This window comes from Accumulibacter sp., from assembly GCF_029255285.1.
In the GTDB taxonomy this organism is placed as follows: domain Bacteria; phylum Pseudomonadota; class Gammaproteobacteria; order Burkholderiales; family Rhodocyclaceae; genus Accumulibacter.
In genome coordinates this window covers 18,819-37,449 of record NZ_JAPUVI010000021.1, presented here as the reverse complement: position 1 = coordinate 37,449, position 18,631 = coordinate 18,819, and the positions used below count along the sequence as shown (strand labels likewise).

At 66.4% G+C, this 18,631-nt stretch carries 11 protein-coding genes; 10 read left to right on the top strand and 1 reads right to left on the bottom strand.

Annotated elements, in window-relative coordinates; all coding sequences use genetic code 11:
* The 9 genes from Q1M07_RS01280 to Q1M07_RS01240 all read left to right on the top strand — a co-directional run bounded on the left by Q1M07_RS01280 (window position 1) and on the right by Q1M07_RS01240 (window position 15,588).
* Complete coding sequence (locus tag Q1M07_RS01280) at window positions 1–1,956, top strand: acyltransferase family protein (protein ID WP_300449521.1); 1,956 nt, start codon at window positions 1–3, stop codon at window positions 1,954–1,956.
* Between the two features lie 99 nt (window positions 1,957–2,055).
* Entirely contained in the window at window positions 2,056–3,060 is a 1,005-nt protein-coding gene (locus tag Q1M07_RS01275; protein WP_300449518.1) for a cytochrome c peroxidase, read from the top strand.
* Window positions 3,061–3,149: 89 nt separating this feature from the next.
* On the top strand, window positions 3,150–5,336 hold the full coding sequence (locus tag Q1M07_RS01270; protein WP_300449515.1) for a UvrD-helicase domain-containing protein: 2,187 nt from the start codon (window positions 3,150–3,152) through the stop codon (window positions 5,334–5,336).
* Between the two features lie 168 nt (window positions 5,337–5,504).
* Entirely contained in the window at window positions 5,505–6,479 is a 975-nt protein-coding gene (locus Q1M07_RS01265; protein ID WP_300449512.1) for a quinone oxidoreductase, read from the top strand.
* Window positions 6,479–7,843 (top strand): TAXI family TRAP transporter solute-binding subunit, encoded by a 1,365-nt coding sequence (locus Q1M07_RS01260; RefSeq protein ID WP_300449509.1) that lies wholly within the window; start codon window positions 6,479–6,481, stop codon window positions 7,841–7,843. Before Q1M07_RS01265 ends, Q1M07_RS01260 begins: the two co-directional genes overlap by 1 nt.
* Entirely contained in the window at window positions 7,840–8,463 is a 624-nt protein-coding gene (locus tag Q1M07_RS01255) for a ParA family protein (protein WP_300449506.1), read from the top strand. Before Q1M07_RS01260 ends, Q1M07_RS01255 begins: the two co-directional genes overlap by 4 nt.
* Before the next feature lie 4 nt (window positions 8,464–8,467).
* Window positions 8,468–11,935 (top strand): DNA polymerase III subunit alpha, encoded by a 3,468-nt coding sequence (gene dnaE, locus Q1M07_RS01250; RefSeq protein WP_300449503.1) that lies wholly within the window; start codon window positions 8,468–8,470, stop codon window positions 11,933–11,935.
* Between the two features lie 285 nt (window positions 11,936–12,220).
* The gene (locus Q1M07_RS01245; protein ID WP_300449500.1) at window positions 12,221–15,394 is read left to right on the top strand and encodes a BTAD domain-containing putative transcriptional regulator; all 3,174 of its coding nucleotides are present in this window, start codon (window positions 12,221–12,223) and stop codon (window positions 15,392–15,394) included.
* A 17-nt stretch (window positions 15,395–15,411) separates the two neighbouring features.
* On the top strand, window positions 15,412–15,588 hold the full coding sequence (locus Q1M07_RS01240) for a hypothetical protein (protein ID WP_300449497.1): 177 nt from the start codon (window positions 15,412–15,414) through the stop codon (window positions 15,586–15,588).
* A 55-nt stretch (window positions 15,589–15,643) separates the two neighbouring features.
* On the opposite strand, the gene Q1M07_RS01235 is transcribed toward Q1M07_RS01240, so the two are convergent.
* Window positions 15,644–15,904 (bottom strand): hypothetical protein, encoded by a 261-nt coding sequence (locus Q1M07_RS01235; RefSeq protein ID WP_300449494.1) that lies wholly within the window; start codon window positions 15,902–15,904, stop codon window positions 15,644–15,646.
* Window positions 15,905–16,874: 970 nt separating this feature from the next.
* Between Q1M07_RS01235 and Q1M07_RS01230 the strand changes: the two genes are divergently transcribed.
* A complete protein-coding gene (locus Q1M07_RS01230; protein WP_300449491.1) occupies window positions 16,875–17,900 on the top strand; it encodes a PEP-CTERM sorting domain-containing protein in 1,026 nt (341 codons plus the stop codon).
* Window positions 17,901–18,631 lie beyond the last annotated feature (731 nt).

Here is an 18,631-nt window from a genome sequence, read left to right as displayed (position 1 = left end):
ATGCCCACTGCCCAAGCGAGCCAAACCATCAACGAGCCCGCGTCGCTGCACCTGGTTCACCCACGTTATCGTCCCGACATCGACGGACTACGCGCCCTGGGAGTGCTCCTGGTGGTGGCCTTTCACGCCTTTCCGAAAGCCCTGCCCGGCGGTTTCGTCGGCGTCGACATTTTTTTCGTGGTTTCCGGCTTTCTCATCAGCACGATCATTTTCGGTAGCCTGGAAAACAACAGTTTCAGCTTTCAGGAGTTTTACGCCAGGCGGGTACGCCGGATTTTCCCGGCTCTCGCCATCGTATTGGCGACCGGCTGGGCGATCGGCTGGTACATGCTTCTGGTGGACGAACAGCAGCAACTGGGACTACACATTGCTGCCGGGGCCGGTTTCGTGGCCAACTTCGTCCTCTGGAGCGAGGCCGGCTACTTCGACAGCGATGCCTACACCAAACCCTTGCTCCATTTATGGTCGCTGGGAATCGAGGAGCAGTTCTACATCGTCTGGCCGCTCCTGCTGGCTCTGGTGTGGCGTCGGCGAACCGGTTTCCTGGCGATCACCATCGCGATCGCGATCGCCTCCTTCGCGGCGAACATCCTGACCGTGGGCGCCGACGCGGTAGCCGCTTTCTACGCTCCCTGGTCGCGCTTCTGGGAACTGATGACGGGCGGCATTCTCGCCTACCTCAGCCTGCACCCGCCCGCCCACCCCACTCGACGCGCCGACTGGCGATCGGCGGCCGGCCTGATCATGATTCTGGTGGCGGTCGCACTGCTCGACAAGAAGTCCGCTTTTCCCGGCTGGTGGGCCTTGTTGCCGACGCTCGGAACCTTCCTGATCATTGGCGCCGGGCCGAACGCCTGGTTGAACCGCAAGTTCCTGAGCAGTCGAGGAATGGTCTGGGTCGGGCTGATCAGTTACCCGCTCTATCTCTGGCACTGGCTGCTCCTGTCGTTCGCCTGGATCGCCCGCGGCAAGATGCCGCCGAGCAGCAGCCGGGCGATTCTGGTCGCCGCCTCCTTCGTGCTCGCCTATCTGACCTACCTCTACGTCGAGAAGCCGATCCGGACGGGCGGAAGACGAAGTGCCGTCGTTCTCGCGGCGACGATGGGCTTTCTCCTGCTAGCGGGTTTGGCGACTTACGCGGAGTGGGTGCGGCCCAGAAACGACGACCGGAACATCGGACTCATCCTCGAAGCGATTCAGGACTGGGAGTATCCGGCCGGCTTCGACAAGAGCTCGTTCAATGGCGTGTCGGTCAGATCCCGAAAAGCGGGCGAACGGAACGTCCTGTTCATCGGCGACTCGCATCTGCAGCAATACTCGCCGCGCGTCGTCGCGCTGCTCGAGCGAGACCCCACCCGCTACCCAACCGTGCTCTTTCTCACCAGCCCTGGATGTTCGCCGATTCCCGGCAGCGCCCAGGTGAACGTCTACCACGTCGAAAGATGCACCGCTTTCCGGCAGGAGGTCGAACGGCTGGCGGCCGATCCGGCGATCGACCGCGTCGTCGTCGGCGGCGCCTGGAACCTCTATTTCCTTGGAGCGAACCCGCAGTATGGCGGCGATATCGACCTCGAGAGCGAAATCGGCCGCATCTCGGCATTTCTGAAAACGCTCACGCGCGACAAGAAGGTGTTTTTCGTCCTCGACAATCCCAGCGGTCGGCCGTTCGAACCGAGGAACTTCTTTACCGGCAGCCGCTTGACGAGCTTGACGGTGAAGCCGTTTCAGGAGCGCATCCCGTGGGACCAAGGACAGGCGGCGTTGCACGCTCGCCTGGCCGCGGTTGCCACGGCGGCGGGAGCCGTGCTGATCGATCCGGCGGCGCACCTGTGCCCGGAAAACCGGTGCCGAGCCTTTACGCCGGACGCCAAACCGGTCTACAAGGACGACAATCACTACCGGGCATCCTACGTCCGCGAACAGGCGGTCTTCGTCGATGGCGTGCTGGCGCCTTGACCCCGCCTGGCGGCCGCGCGCTTGACGGCGGGCCGATTTCCCTCGCCGAAGTGATCGCTGTTACCCTATGGCGTCGCTGACAACCGAGGAGCAAACGAGATGAAATGGAGATCCAGACGCTGGCTCGTCGTGGCCGGCCTTTCCGCCGGGCTGATCGCGTGCATGACGATACCGCACGACGGCGCCGGATATGCGCGCTCGTCGGCACTCCCGGCGCCGCCCGACCCGGTGGACAATCCGACGACACCGGCCAAAGCGGCGCTCGGCAAGCAGCTCTTCTTCGACCCGCGGCTGTCGGGCGACGGCAGCATGGCCTGCCAGAGCTGCCACTTCCGCCACCTCGGCTGGGCCGACGCGCAGCCGCTGTCGCGCAAGGCTGGCGGCGGCATGAATACGCGCCATACGCCGACCGTCTATAACACCGGCTATTACAACGCCTGGTACTGGGACGGCCGGGCGAAGACGCTCGAAGGCCAGATCACCGCCGCCTGGAAGGCGCAGATCGGCGCCGACCAGGTCAAGGCGGCTGCCGTCATCGCTGCCGTTCCGGGCTACCAGGCCGGTTTCCGGCAGGTTTTCGGCGCCGCACCCAGCGCCGAAAACATTGCCCAGGCGCTGGCCGCTTTCCTGCGCACCTTGAACAGCGGGGAGTCGCCATGGGATCGTTACATGGCCGGCGATCCGGCGGCCGTTTCGGCCGACGCGCTGGCCGGCTCCGAACTGTTTTCCGGCAAGGCCGGCTGCGCCGCCTGCCACAAACCGCCGCTCTACAGCGACGGCCTGTTCCACAACGTCGGCCTCGAGGCCGGCAAGGCCTCGCCCGATCCCGGGCGCTACACGGTGACCCAGGAGGCCGCCGACCGGTCGGCATTCAAGACGCCGACGCTGCGCTCGGTCGCCATCTCCGGTCCGTACTTCCACGACGGCAGCGTCGCCAGCCTCGACGACGCGGTGCGCTACATGGCGAGCGGCGGCAAGGCGGATCCGCACAAGAGTCCGCTGCTCATCGACCGCCGGCTTTCGGAAAAGGAAATTGCTCAGCTCGTCGCTTTTCTCACTGCGCTGACCAGTGACGAACGCTTCGCAAGTCCGCGACTGCCCTGAGCCGACGATTGACGCCTGCCGCGCGCGGGTCAGACGGACCAGGGCGCCGGCTATAATCGTGCGCCGCCTCTCACCGGGAATCCTGTTCGATGTCCGATCTGCTCGCCCATCTCAATCCGCCGCAATACGCCGCCGTGACGCTTCCGGCGCAGCACGCGCTGATCCTGGCCGGCGCCGGCAGCGGCAAGACGCGCGTGTTGACGACGCGCATCGCCTGGCTGATGTCGACCGGACAGGCGGCTCCGTCGGCCATTCTGGCGGTGACCTTCACCAACAAGGCGGCAAAGGAGATGCAGACGCGCTTGGCGGCGATGCTGCCGATCAACACGCGCGGCATGTGGATCGGTACCTTCCACGGCCTCTGCAACCGCCTGCTGCGCGCGCACCATGGCGCCGCCGGCTTGCCGGAGACCTTCCAGATCCTCGATTCGGCCGACCAGTTGTCGGCCATCAAGCGCCTGCTGAAGAAGCTCGCCATCGACGATCAGAAGTTTCCGCCGCGCGAGCTCATGCATTTCATCAACGCGCATAAGGAGCAGGGAATTCGCGCCGCGCAGGCCGAGGCTTACGACTACTTCACCAGCCGTCGCGTCGAGCTGTACACCGAGTACGAAGCGCAATGCCAGCGTGAAGGCGTGGTCGATTTCGCCGAGCTGCTGCTGCGCTCCTACGAGTTGCTGCAGCGCAACGAGCCGCTGTGCCGGCACTACCAGGCGCGTTTCCGGCACATCCTGGTCGACGAGTTCCAGGACACCAACCGGCTGCAATACAGCTGGCTGAAGCTGCTCGCCGGGCACGGTGCCGTATCTCCGGAAGTTCCGGGCGCCTGTGTTTTCGCCGTCGGCGACGACGACCAGTCGATCTACGCCTTCCGTGGCGCCGAGATCGGCAACATGGCCGACCTGCAACGCGAGTTCGAGCTGGCGAACGTGATTCGCCTCGAACAGAACTATCGCTCGCACGGCAACATCCTCGACGCGGCGAATGCGCTGATCAAGCAGAACGTCGGTCGTCTCGGCAAGCAGCTATGGACCGAGGCCGGCGCTGGCGAACCGATCCGTGTCTTCGAAGGACTGTCCGACTTCGACGAAGCGCGTTTCATCGTGGACGAGATCGCGGCGCTGCTGCGGGACGGAATGGAGCGTGAGCAGATCGCGCTGCTCTATCGTTCGAACGCCCAGTCGCGCGTCCTCGAACACCAGTTATTCACTGCCGGCCTGCCTTATCGCGTACACGGCGGCCTGCGCTTCTTCGACCGGCAGGAGATCAAGCATGCCCTGGCCTACCTGCGCCTGATCGCCAACCCGGACGACGACACGGCGTTCGCCCGCGTCGTCAACTTCCCGACGCGCGGGATCGGGACGCGCAGTCTCGAAGCCTTGCAGGATGCCGCGCAACGGGCCAACTCGAGCCTCTACAACGCGGCCGCCAGCCTGGCCGGCAAGGCCGGCGCGTCGGTCGCCCGCTTCGTCGCGCTGATCGAGACGCTGCGCGCCGAAACGCGCGATCTGCCGCTGCCCGAAGTGGTCGACTACCTGCTTGAGCAGAGCGGACTGCGCCGCCACTACCTGGCCGAGAAGGAAGGCCAGGAACGGCTCGAGAACCTCGACGAGCTGATCAATGCGGCGACCACCTTCCTCGCCGAAGACGGTGCGCCGAGCGGCGACGACGAAGCGCGGCGCGGTGGGCCGCTCGCCTCGTTTCTGGCGCACGCCTCGCTCGAGGCTGGCGAGCATCAGGCCGGCGAAGGCGAAGCCGCGGTGCAGTTGATGACCGTGCACGCCGCCAAGGGACTCGAGTTCGACGTCGTCTTCATCACCGGCCTCGAACAGGGGCTCTTTCCACACGAGAACTCGGCCCAGGAGCGGGCCGGCCTGGAGGAGGAGCGCCGGTTGATGTACGTCGCCGTGACGCGCGCGCGCCGCCGGCTCTATCTGACATATGCGCAGACCCGCCTGCTGCATGGCCAGACCCGCTATTGCCTGCCGTCGAGCTTCCTCGACGAACTGCCGGCCGAACTGCTGCGCCGGATCAAGCCCCGCACCGTCGGCGGCCGGTGGTCGGCCGCCGCCGCCGCCAGTTCCAGCCCCAGCTGGCCGGCCCCGGCGGCGAACCCTGGCCTGCGCATCGGTCAGAACGTACGGCACGCCCGCTTCGGCCTCGGCGTCATCGTCGCCAGCGAGGGACTGGGTCCGCAAGCCAGGGTGCAGGTGAACTTCGGCCCGGCCGGTGTGAAGTGGCTGGCACTCGACCTTGCGCGCCTGCTTCCCGCCTGACCGCGGCCCGCGGCGGCCATCCCGGAAACCCACCGATTGTGTGGATAAGCCTGTGGACGAGGCCCGGAGTAATGGCCCGCACGGCCGCCGGCAAGGACTTTTTTTCCACTTGCTCAAAAAGCGGGCGGAATACTAGACTGTACGACCCCATCAACCGAGGAGATCGCCATGCCATTCGCCATTCGTATGCACCGCACCGGGGGGCCCGAAGTCCTGTCCTGGGAGGAAGTCGAGGTCGCCGATCCGGCGCCGGGCGAAGTCCGCGTCCGCCACGCCGCGGTCGGCCTCAACTACATCGACGTCTACCACCGCACTGGCCTCTATCCGCTGCCGCTGCCGAGCGGTCTCGGCCTCGAAGCGGCCGGCGTCGTCGAGGCGGTGGGCAGTGCGGTCAGCGAATTCCATCCCGGCGATCGCGTTGCCTATGCTGGCGGTCCGGTCGGTGCCTACAGCCAGGTGCGCTGCCTGCCTGCCGATCGCCTGCTGAAACTGCCGCCGGCGATCGATTTTCAGACGGCGGCGGCGATGATGCTGCAAGGTCTGACCAGTGCCTACCTGTTGCGCCGTACCTGTCACGTGCAGACCGGCGACGCGGTGCTGATCCACGCCGCGGCCGGCGGCGTCGGTCTGATCGCCTGCCAGTGGGCGAGGGCGCTCGGCGCGACGGTGATCGGCACGGTGTCGAACGAGGCCAAGGCCGCGCTCGCCATGGCGCATGGCTGTGACCATGTGATCGACTACACGCGCGAGGATTTCGCCCGGCGAGTGCGCGAAATCACCGGCGGCGCTGGCGTGCGCGTGGTCTACGACGGCGTCGGCAAGGATACCTTTGCCGGCTCGCTGGACAGTCTGCAAACCTGCGGCATGCTGGTCAGCTTCGGCAACGCCTCCGGGCCGGTGCCGCCCTTCGACCCGCTGCTGCTGTCGCAGAAGGGCTCGCTGTTCCTGACCCGGCCGACGCTCATGCACTACACCGCGAAGCGCTCGGATCTTCTGGCCCTGGGTACCGAACTGTTCGATGTCGTCGGCGCCGGCAAGGTAAGGATCGAGGTTCACCAGACCTACCCGCTGGCCGAAGTCGCCGGCGCGCACCGTGACCTGGAGGCGCGCAAGCATACCGGGTCGACCGTCCTCCTTCCCTGATGGATCGCCTGCGCGCCAGGCTGATCGCTCTCCGCTACCTGCTGGCGACGGCCTGGCCGATCGTCCTGATCAGCGCGCTCGGTCTGCTCGTCGCCTATCAGTTCGTCGAGCCGGCGCCACCGGGGCGGATGACCATCACCACCGGCAGCGAGACCGGCGCCTACTACGCCTACGCCAAACGCTACGCGACGTTGCTGGCCGCCAAGGGAATCACGCTCGACATCCGGACGTCGGCCGGTTCGCACCAGAACCTCGAACGCCTCGAGCGGGGCGAGGCCGATGTCGCGTTCGTGCAGGGCGGCATCCGTCCGTCGGCCGGTGCCCGGCAAGCCGACGATGAGGAGGAAGAGGAGGGCGACGCCGGCTTCCTGCGCTCGCTGGGCAGCGTCGCCTACGAGCCGGTCTGGGTGTTCTATCGCGGCGAGCAGCGCATCGACAAGCTGCACCAGCTCGACGGTCGGCGGATCGCCGTCGGCGAGGACGGCAGCGGCATCCGCGGGCTGGCGCTGCAACTGCTCGAGGCCAACGAGATCCGCGCCGACGACCCGAAACTTCTGCCGCTGGCCGGGCTGACCGCGGCCGAGGCCTTGCAGAAGGGCGAGATCGATGCGGCTTTCATCGTCGCCGCGCAGGAGGCGCCGGTCGTCCAGGTTCTGCTGCGTTCGCCGGGACTGCAGGTGCTGAGTTTCAGCCAGGCCGACGCCTACCTGCGGCTCTTCCCGTTTCTGTCCAAGGTGGTGCTGCCGCGCGGCGTGGTCAGTCTGGTGCGGCACGTGCCGCCGCGCGACGCCGTTCTGCTGGCGACGACGGCCAACGTGATCGTGCGCGACGACCTCCACCCGGCGCTGCTCAGCTTGCTGCTGCAGGCGATGACCGAAGTCAACGGCAAGGGCGGTTTCTTCCAGCGCGCCGGCGAGTTCCCGGCCTACAAGGACCAGAGCTTTCCGCTGTCCGGCGAAGCGGCGCGTTACTACCGCTCCGGACCGCCCTTCCTGCAACGCTATCTGCCTTTCTGGCTGGCGGTTCTCGTCGAGCGCCTGTTCGTCATGCTCGTGCCGCTTTTCATGTTGTCGCTGCCGCTCTTGAAGTTCGCGCCGACGATCTACAGTTGGCGTGTGCGGGCGAAGATATTCCGCTGTTACGGCGACCTCAAGTTCCTCGAGAACGAACTGCGCGACCGCTTCGACGCCACTCTCGCCGGACAGTACGCCGAGCGCCTCGACCGCATCGAGCACGCCGCCAGCACGCTCAAGATTCCACTGGCGTTCAGCGATCTGCTTTACACTCTGCGCGAACACATCAACCTGGTTCGCGCCGAGCTGCACCGGCTCGGCACGAACCCAGACCGGGGAAAACAAGAATGAAATCCTTTCTGATTGCCAATCCAAAGGGGGGTTCGGGGAAATCCACGCTGGCGATCAATCTCGCCGGCCATCTGGCTCGCAGCGGACATCGCGTGATGCTCGGCGACGTCGATCGCCAGCAGTCGTCGCGCGACTGGCTCAACCTGCGGCCGTCGATCCTGCCCAAGATCCGCAGTTGGGAAATCGAGCCGGGGAAAACCGCCAAGCCGCCGAAGGGGACGACGCATGTCGTTCTCGACACACCGGCCGCCCTGCATGGAAAGGCGCTCGATACGGTCGTCAAGCAGGTCAATCGCGTCCTCGTCCCGGTTCAGCCGTCGCTCTTCGATATGCTGGCCACCCGCCATTTCCTCGAGGTTTTGCTGGCCGAGAAAGCCGTGCGCAACGAACACGCCTTCGTCGCCGTGGTCGGCATGCGCGTCGACCCGCGCACGCGCTCGGCGGCCGAACTCGAGCGGTTTCTCGAGAAATTCGACCTGCCGGTACTCACCTACCTGCGCAACACTCAGCTCTACGTGCAGACGGCGATGCACGGGATGACGATGTTCGACCTCTCCGCCTCGCGTGCGGCGAGAGATCTCGAACAGTGGCAGCCGATCATCGACTGGGTAGACAGCTAGCCGGATGCCCGAAGCGTCGTTCATTCATCTTCGTCTGCACAGCGAGTACTCGGTCACCGACGGCATCGTCCGCCTCGACGATGCGCTCGCCCGCGCCGCCGACTGCGGCATGCCGGCGCTGGCGCTGGGCGATCTGGGCAACGTCTTCGGCCTGGTCAAGTTCTATTCGTCGGCTCGCGGCAAGGGAATCAAGCCGTTGCTCGGCAGCGACGTGTTCATCGCCAACGAGGCCGACCCGGATCGCCCGCACCGTCTGCTCCTGCTCTGCCGCTCGCGACCAGGCTATCTGCAACTCTGCGAACTGCTCTCGCGCGCCTATCTCGCGCCCCGCGTCCGTGGCCGCGCCGAAATCACGCGCCGGATGCTCGACGAGGTCGGCGTCGACGGCCTGCTCGCGCTCTCCGGAGCGGCCGCCGGCGACGTCGGCGAAGCACTGCTGCAAGGCCACCGCGAGCAGGCGGTGAGGCGGGCGCTGGACTGGGAGCGGCGTTTTCCCGGCGCCTTCTACCTCGAGGTGCAGCGCTACGGGCAACCGCAGCAGGAGGCGCTGGTCGACGCGACCGTCGATCTGGCGGCCGAACTCGGCCTGCCGCTGGTCGCCACGCACCCCATCCAGTTTCTCGAGCGCGACGATTTCAAGGCGCACGAGGCGCGCGTCTGCATTGCCGAAGGCTACATGCTCGGCGACCCGCGGCGCCCCCGCCTGTACACCGAGGAACAGTACTTCAAGTCGGCCGACGAAATGCTCGCCCTGTTTGCCGATCTGCCGGTCGCGCTGGCCAATTCGGTCGACATCGCCAAGCGCTGCAATCTCCAGATCACGCTAGGCCAGAGCTACCTGCCGGACTTCCCGACGCCGCCCGGCGTGACGCTCGACGACTTTCTTCGTCAGCAGGCGGCGGCCGGCCTCGAAGTCCGCCTGCAGCAGCTTTTTCCCGACCCCGCCCGGCGCGCCGCTGAGCGCCCGCCCTACGACGCCCGCTTGCGGCTCGAGACCGACACCATCGTCGCCATGGGCTTTCCCGGCTACTTCCTGATCGTCGCCGACTTCATCAACTGGGCCAAGCACAACGGCTGCCCGGTCGGCCCGGGGCGCGGCTCGGGCGCCGGTTCGCTCGTCGCCTACGCGCTCGGCATCACCGACCTCGATCCCCTGCGCTACGCGCTGCTCTTCGAGCGTTTCCTGAACCCCGAGCGGGTGTCGATGCCCGACTTCGACATCGACTTCTGCCAGGACAACCGCTGGCGGGTCATCGAGTACGTTCGCCAGAAGTACGGCGCGGCGGCGGTCTCGCAAATCGTCACCTTCGGCACCATGTCGTCGAAAGCGGTCATTCGCGATGTCGGACGGGTTCTCGACCTGCCCTACAATTTCTGCGACCAGCTTTCCAAACTGATTCCGGTCGAGACCAACAAGCCGCTGTCGCTCGCCAAGGCGATCGCCGCCGAACCGCAACTCAAGGCGAGGCTGGACGAAGAGGAAGAAGTGAGAGACCTCTTCGCGCTCGCTGTCCGCCTCGAGGATCTGACGCGCAACGTCGGCATGCACGCTGGCGGCGTGCTGATCGCTCCCGGCAAGCTGACCGACTTCTGCCCGGTCTATTCCGCCGACGGCGGCGCGGTCGTGTCGCAGTTCGACAAGGACGACGTCGAGAAGATCGGGCTCGTCAAGTTCGATTTTCTCGGCCTGCGCAACCTGACGATCATCGAACTGGCGCTGGCCTATGTCGAACGACTGAGCGGTACGCGCCCCGACCTGGCGACCATGGACTTCGACGATCCGCAGGCCTACCAAATTCTCAAGGACGGCAACACGACGGCGATCTTCCAGGTCGAATCGGAAGGCATGAAGAAGCTGGTCCGTAAGCTGGCCCCCGACCGCTTCGAGGACATCATCGCCGTGCTCGCGCTCTACCGGCCGGGGCCGCTCGGTTCGGGAATGGTCGACGATTTCATCCTGCGCAAGAAGGGGCAGCAGAAGATCGACTACTACATCGACGATCTGAAAGCCTGCCTCGAGCCGACCTACGGCGTCATCGTCTATCAGGAACAGGTGATGCAGATCGCGCAGATCATCGGCGGCTACACGCTTGGGGGGGCGGACCTCCTGCGCCGCGCGATGGGCAAGAAGAAGGCCGAGGAAATGGCGCTGCATCGCGACCTGATGCGCGACGGCGCCCGGAAGAAGGGCTACGACGAAAAGCTGGCGATGCAGCTCTTCGACCTCATGGAGAAGTTCGCCGAGTACGGCTTCAACAAGTCGCATACCGCCGCCTACGCCGTCGTCACCTATCACACCGCCTGGTTGAAGGCGCATCATTGCGCCGCCTTCATGGCGGCGACGCTGTCGTCGGACATGGACAACACCGACGCGGTCAAGATCTTCCACGACGATGCGATCGCCAACGGCCTGCGCCTCCTCGCTCCCGACGTCAATGCTTCCGACTACCGCTTCACGCCGGTCGACCGCGGCACCGTGCGTTACGGCCTGGGTGCCGTCAAGGGCACCGGTGAGCAGGCGGTCGCCGCGATCCTCAAGGCACGTCGGGCGGCGGGCGCTTTCCGGGATCTGTTCGACTTCTGCCGGCGGGTCGACAAGCGGCTGGTCAATCGGCGGACGATCGAAGCGCTGATCCGCGCCGGCGCCTTCGACTCGCTCGACGACCATCGCGCGCGCTTGCTCGCCTCGGTCGGCATCGCCATCGAGGCGGCCGAACAAGCCGAGCGCAACGCCAGGCAGGTCAGCTTGTTCGACGTCTTCGAAAGCGGCGGCGACGAGGCGAGCGGGCACGCTCCGTCCTACGTCGAGGCCGTCCGCTGGAGCGAACGGCAGAAGCTCAACGAAGAGAAGCTGGCGCTCGGTTTCTACTTCTCCGGCCATCCCTTCCATGGCGTACGGGCCGAGGTGTCGCATTTCGTGCGCGGCAGTCTGGCCACTCTCGAAGCCCGCAAGGAGACGCAGTGGCTGGCCGGCCTGGTGGTCGGCCTGCGCAGCAAGCTCACGGCGCGCGGCAAGATGCTCTTCGTTCAGCTCGACGACGGCAGCCGCTCGCTCGAGGTTTCGGTGTTCAACGAGCTGCTGGAAAGCGAACGGGCCAAGATCAAGATCGACGAGGTACTGATCGTCGAAGGCCGCGTCCAGCGCGACGACTTTGCCGGCGAGGGGCGCGTGCGCGTCATCGCCGAACACTTGCTGACGCTGGCCGAGGCGCGCGGCCGCTTTGCCCGCCATCTGCGCCTGTCGCTCAACGGCCAGGCCAGCGGCGGCGCGCGCGCCGTCGCGCAACGCCTGCGCACGCTGCTCGCGCCCTACACGCCGGGCGATTGCCTGGTGCGCATCGCGTATTGCAACGGCGACGCCACCTGCGAACTGGCCCTCGGCGACGCCAACCGGGTGCGCGCCGAAGACGAGTTGCTGCTGGCGCTGCGCCAATGGTTGAGCAGCGACGGCGTCAGCGTCGACTACCCCTGACGCGATTCCGCCGGTCCGTAGCCGCCGCCGCGCGGCGGGCGGGCCGGACGCTCGTGGCGCTTGCCAAACCGGGTGCTCCGGGTAGAATCCCGAAGGGGAGCCGCAGGGGGATCGAAGGCTCCGTTTCCACCGGCGCTGGGGGAGGGATTGCGCGTGGCCAAACTGAGTCCCCCGCGGCTACCGCGGGTAGTGCATCGCGGCCGGTTATAAGAACGTCTCGACCGGGCGCTCGACTCATCCGCCGCCTGGATCACCGGCTGCGCCAGGGCGGGCAAGACGACGCTGATGGCCAACTACCTCGCGCGCCGGGAGATCACGCCCATCTGGTATCAGATCGAACGCGCCGACGCCGATGCCGCCGTTTTCTGCCACGCCTTGGCCTCGCGAGCGGGAGCCGCGGCGGGGAGTCTGCGCTCGGCGATGCTCGGCGTCGGTTCGCTCAACGGACTTCCGGTGGCCGATCTCGAAGGTTTGCTCCACCGCTATCTGGCGGATTTTTATTGCGAGATTTCGGGACCGCTCACGCTGGTCGTCGACAACGCCCAGGAAGCGCTCGCCGCGGAGCCTTTCCGTCAGCTGCTCCTGGCCGCCATCGACGAACTGCCGCGCGGCTCGCGACTCCTCGTCGCCAGCCGCCGTCCGCCGCCGGCCGAGTTTTCGCGCCTGGTGGCCAATGGCGGACTGGCCTTGCTGCACCCCGACGAGTTGCCGTTCACCGAAGACGAGTCCCTGGCCGTGCAGCGACTGGCCAGACCGGCGGCGCAAACGCGCTCGCTGGCCGAGATGCAGGCCCTGCACCGGATCACCGCCGGCTGGCCGGCCGCCCTTCGCCTGCTGCTCCAACTGGAAACGCCGAACGCGCCGGCGCGGCCGGAACTCGCGCCGACCGAGCAGGCGCCGCTGTTCGACTACCTGGCGAGCGAAGTATTCGCCCGTCAGCCGCCCGCCGCCCGCCGCCTGCTGCTCGCCCTGGCCCATCTGCCACGCATGCGGGTGGCGATACTGCCGGCGCTCTGCGGCGACTCGGCCGCCTTGCCGCTGCTCGAAGCCCTGCATCAGGACGGCAACCTGACCACGCGACATGGCAGCGGCGCCGACAGGTATTACCAGTTCCACCCCCTGCTGCGCCAGTTCCTGCAGCATCGGACGAAAAGCGAGCTGACGGCCGCCGAACTGGCCGCGCTCCGGCGCCGCGCCGCCGCCTTGCTGGCCGCCGACGACGACCCCGACGCCGCGGCGCAACTGCTGATCGCCGGTCAGCACTGGGACGAGTTGCAAGGACTGGTGCTCGACCAGGCCGAAGCGCTGGTCGGACGCGGCTGGCAACGCACCCTGGCCGACTGGCTGCAGGCGTTGCCGGCCACGCGGTGCGACGCCGACCCGTGGCTTGGCTACTGGCAGGGCGAAGCCGAGCTTCACTTCTCCCCGCCCAAGGCGCAAGCGAGCTTTGAGCGAGCGTATCGGCGTTTTCGCGAACGGCGGCTGGCCGACGGCGCCTATCGCGCCTGGTCGGCCTGCGTGGACCTGATCTGCTTCGAATGGGCCGACTTCCGCCCGCTGGATGCCTGGCTGGACGAAGCCGATACCTTGCAGCGGGATTTCGGCGCGCCGCCCCCGGCACTCGCCAGCCGCTTCGCCGCCAGCCTGTTCGGCGCGCTGATGTTCCGCCGTCCGCAGGACCCGGCGATACACCGCTGGGCCGACCGTTTGCTGGACATCATCGAAAACTCTGCCGACCCGATCGAGCGCCTCGTCCTCGGCGGCAACCTGCAGATTCATCACACCGTCTGCGTGCGCCGCAAGAGCGCGCTCGATCGCCTGAAGCGAGCGCTCGAGCCCCCGGCCGGCACCGCCCTGCCGCCGGTTTATGGTGCATTGTGGCAGGCGATCCAGTCCATGCAGCTTTGGAGCGAGGGGCGCGGCGACGAGTGTGCGGCCGCCGCGTTGCGCGGCAGCCAACTGGCGCGCGACCACGGCTTGCGGATGTGGGATTTTTTCCTCGGCGCGCTCGAGGTCTATGGCTGGCTCAACGATGGCGAACTGCCGCGTGCCCGACTGGCGCTCGAACGGCTCGAGAAGGTCGTCGATCCGCGGCGCCGCGTGGACGTTGCGCACTTCTATTTTCTCACCGCGATGAGCGAACACTTTTCCGGCGACGCGGCGGCGGCATTGATTGCCGTCGACCAGTCGCTGGCGATGGCCGACCGCTATGCCGGCCCTCACCAGCACGTTCTGGGCCGACTGACGCGCGCCGAGGCCTTGCACGCCCTGGGCCGGACGGGCGAAGCCTGGCCGCTGCTGGAAGCGGTCCGCGCCTATGGCCGGGCGACGGACAGCCCGATCTTCGCCTACCAGGTGGATCTCGCCGAAGCCGTGTTCGTACTCGATACGGGCGACGAAGCCCGGTGCGCCGCCGCGCTGCGGCGCGCCTTCACGGTCGGCCTGGCGGAGGACTATCTGACGCACCATTACTTTCGCCCCGGCGTGATGTCGCGGCTGTGCGCTTTCGCTCTCCAGCACGGCATCGTGACCGACTTCGCCCGCCGCCTGATTCGTTGTCGCAGGCTGAAAGCACCGAAGGACGAGACCGAATTGAATGCGCCGGGACTCGACATCGAATGCTGGCCGTGGCCGATCCGGATCCACACGCTGGGCCGCTTCGGTCTGCAGGTCGACGATCGCCCGGTCGCCGGAGCGGGCCAGGCGAAACCGCTCGAACTGCTGCGCGCGCTGATCGCTCGCGGTGGGCGCGACGTTCCGATCGTCGATCTGATCGGCGATCTGTGGGGTAAGCGGGAAGAAGACGGCAGTGTCGAGGGAAACGGCGCTGGCGCCGGCCAGCCGGGCAAGGACAAGAGCGAAGGAGGTCGCGCCGCTTTCGACATCAACCTCTCCCGCCTGCGCCGCCTGCTCGGGCAAGCGGACGCGCTACAGGTCACGGACCGCTGCCTGACCCTGGACAACGCCCAATGCTGGGTCGATCTCTGGTCTTGCCAGCGTCTGCTGCACCACATTCGCCAGTTGCTCGACGGGGCCGACGCGCCGCCGGTGGCGCTCGTAGTTGCCCGCGGCCGCGACCTCCTCGCGTGCTACCGCGGCCACTTCCTGGCACGGGAACGCGCCGCCTGGACGAGCGAGACGCGCGACGACTTGCGCGAGCGCGTGGCGACGACGATTGCCGGGCTCGCGTCGCGACTCGAGAGCGCCGGCGCCGTCGTCGAGGCGAGCCAATTCTACGAGCGGGCGATCGTCGACATCGACCGGCGCCGCGAGGCGCTCTATCTCGGCTTGATGTACTGCCTGTACCGCCAAGGCAAGGTGGCCGAAGCGCTGCGCGTCTACCACCGCTGCCGCGTCGCCCTCGCTCGTTACTTCGGCGTCCGGCCGTCGGCCGAGACCGAAGCGCTGCGCGCGCTGCTGGAATACCGGCCACCAGCGGTGGCGGCGCCCGATTCCTGAAGGGCGGAGTCTCCCGTTTGTCTTTCAAAGTTTTTATCAGCTCGATACGCAGCCTTCCTCCCAGCCGGTCTGACGCCGCCCTGCGGCTGATTCGCATCCGCGCGATTGCGGCGCGCCGCGCTCGCCTGCCGGTGCTCGATGAGCGTCCCGAGGCCGAGATTCTCGGGCTTGGAGCGGACGGACTGCCGCGCTGACGATGGTCGTCGACAGCTCGGCGCTGCCAACGGGCTGGAGGCGATGATCGTGATCTCAGCCCCGCTCGGCCGCCCGGGTGTGCAGGTCTTGGGCGAGCTGCCCGACGCCGCCGGGGTGCAGGTCGAGCCCGCTGACGCCGAATTGGCGCACGCCGACTTCGACGCCTGGCAACGCTTCGGCAAAGCGCGCCATCCGGCCGGATTGGCCTTCGGCGATTGGTAGGCCTAGGCTTTGGCGAGCCGCCGGGGTGATGGGCGGCTTTTCAAGGGCCGTGATTTTTTGCAAAGCGATGTCCTGCCGGCTGCTGGTCAGCAATGAAGCCCAGCCTCCCGAATCGGGCGCTGGCGCCGTGGCGGACCGACGCCGCCGCCAGCAGTAATTTCATCCCGGCGTGATGTCGCGCCTGGGCGCTTTCGCTCTCGGGCGCGGCACGGTTACCGACTTCGCCGACCCGGTCATCGCCAGCTGATGCCGCCGCCGGTCGACGTCGACGACTCCTTCCGACCACCCGGAACGGGCCGCTTCGCTCTGCGGGCCGGTGATCGCCCGGCCGCCGAAGCGGTCCAGGCCAAGCCGCTGGAACTGCCTGCGTGCGCCGCGATGTCTCGCTGCCCGGTTGACCTTGAGCAGTGTACCCGGTAAGGCTCGGCAATCTCCCGCATGGCGTACGCTCGGTCAGAAAAGCGTGCGCTATCGCTTCGCGGCGCAGCGGGCGCGCCAGCGGACGGAGTTCCTGTCGATACCGGAACGGAGCCGAGCGCCGCAGCAGCAGGCGGCTCAGACTGTCGAGCCGCCCGTATGCTGCATGTAGGATGACAGCCGTCCGCCTCGGCCAGCCATGGCTTGCTAAATTCACCCTGCTGCGCGGCCGTGTTTCCAGGCAGTACCTCCTTCCCTGTGCTCCTTTGGCCAGCACCCGATCCGCGCTTCTTATGGCCGTTTGTTAATATATTCAATCAATTAGGAGAAACGTATGAAAGACCGTAGGCTGGTTCTTCGCTTACCCTTCCTTGGCGGTGTCGCGTCCGTGTTGGCGCTCAGCTCGGCTCCGGTCCTTGCATTGCCTTTCGTTGCCCAAACGACGTTTGGTGGCGCCGGCGACGAAGGTGGTGCCGGTGTGGTTGCAAGCGGCAGCGACGTATATTTCACTGGGTCAACCGCCGCTGGGCAGAGTGTCGTGGGGCAATTCGGTTCGAGTCTCGCACCGTCACCTGTCTGGAGCCGTTCTTGGCCTGGCCCGAGTGACGCTGCTTTCTTTAGTGGCGTTGCCCTGACGAGCACCGGAGTGATCGCTGCTGGACGGAGCTATATCAACACTGTCGACACCGTCGGTGGCAAGGAGGGCAAAGGCGTCACTGTCAAGTTCAATGCAGATGGCTCTGCAGGCGGTGGCGTTGGCGGTGCAGTGTGGTCCCGGCAAACCCCTGCTGCTCCAGGCGGCTTTCCGTATGGTGGCCACGAGTGGCTTACGGGTGTTACGACGGCGTTCGAGGGCGGCCAAACGAGGCTCTATACGGCGGGGGTTGGCGAGCGCGTGGGATTTACTTCTGAGTGGGGTCTCTTTGTGACCAAGCTCGACGACTCTGGAAACATCCTTTGGTCCCGCAATGACTTCTCTCCGACGAACGCACACAACAGGCCGTCCATTACCGCGATTGACAACGGGGTTTATGTCGCCAGCCGCAACGACACCAGCGGCATCCATCCCTACCTCAAGAAATACAATCAAGACGGCAATCTCGTATGGTCCAAGACTTCAGCGGCCTCGGGGGAATACCTTGGGGTGGCTTCGGCTGGGGGCAACGTCTACGCCGTCGGCCAGACCAACCCCGAGACGGCGAACCCGGACTTCCTCATCGAAAGCTGGGATGGCGCTGGAAACCTGTTGTGGTCTAAGACCTACGACCGCGGCTCGGCCGAGGACATTCTGAATGGCGTTGTCTATCGGGGCGGTCGCTTGTTTGCGGTAGGCTCCACCAAAGGGGGCTCAGCCGGCGGAACCGACGGCATTCTTCTTGAAATCGATGCGCTCACCGGGAACTTGATCGATTCCTCGCTCTGGGGCGGCGCGGCCGACGACTCGTTCAGCGGCCTTGCCATCGCGGGGGCGAGGCTATACGCCGTTGGAGCGACGCGAAGCTTCGGGGCAGGAGGCAGCGATATCGCTCTGACCAGCTTCGCGTTGCCGTCGGCCAGCGTGCCGGAGCCGGCGACACTGCTCTTGACCTCGCTTGGCATGGCAGGCTTGCTTGCCGCCCGTCGACGCGATGATTTGCAGCGAGGTGTCGAAGTCGACCTGCAGAGCGCCTGAGATCAAGGTGGCACTGGCAGACCTCGATTTCCGACACGAGAAACACGTGGCGCGTACAGCTGCGGGCAGGCTTTTGCCTGCCTCGTCGGCCGTGCATCGTTCCGTCAGCTTGGCACCGTCCTCCGCTGCACAGCCAGCTGAGGGAGCTTGGGGTCAGAAGGCGATTGGGGTCAACTCCTGCAATCAGGCCTTTATGTCCAATTCTTCGTCCCGGGACGCTGCGTGAAGAACCACGCAGCGTCGCTTTCACTGCCGCATCCGAGTTACAGCGACTCGCCCCTTGTGTCGGCGGCGAGCAACGGTGCCCGCTCTTCGTCGCTTTGGATGCGCATGGTACGACTCGGGCGGAACGGCGGTAGCATGAACGGGTTGTCCCTGTCTTCGAGGTTACAATGGACTGGAAGCCCCACATCATTACCAATCCGCAAGTGAGGCACGGAGGTGTGTTTTGCCGGCACACGCGTGCCAGTCTCCGTAGTTCTCGACAACCTTGTCAACCTTGCCGATGGGGAGCCGGTAGAGGTCATCCATGGTCAGTCCTGGTTGCGCTTCCTCGTTGCCAGCCGCCGAATCTCTCCAAACGAGTCATCGCTGGCCGGCTCCACGCCGTTTCGTCTTCCTCTCCGCTGGCGCTCGACGAAGCCTGCGGCCGCGTCGAAGATCCGGCACAAGCCGATACGCCGAGGCTGGTTTTTGCCCCATAGACCGTTGCCCGCCCGCCTTCGCCAGCC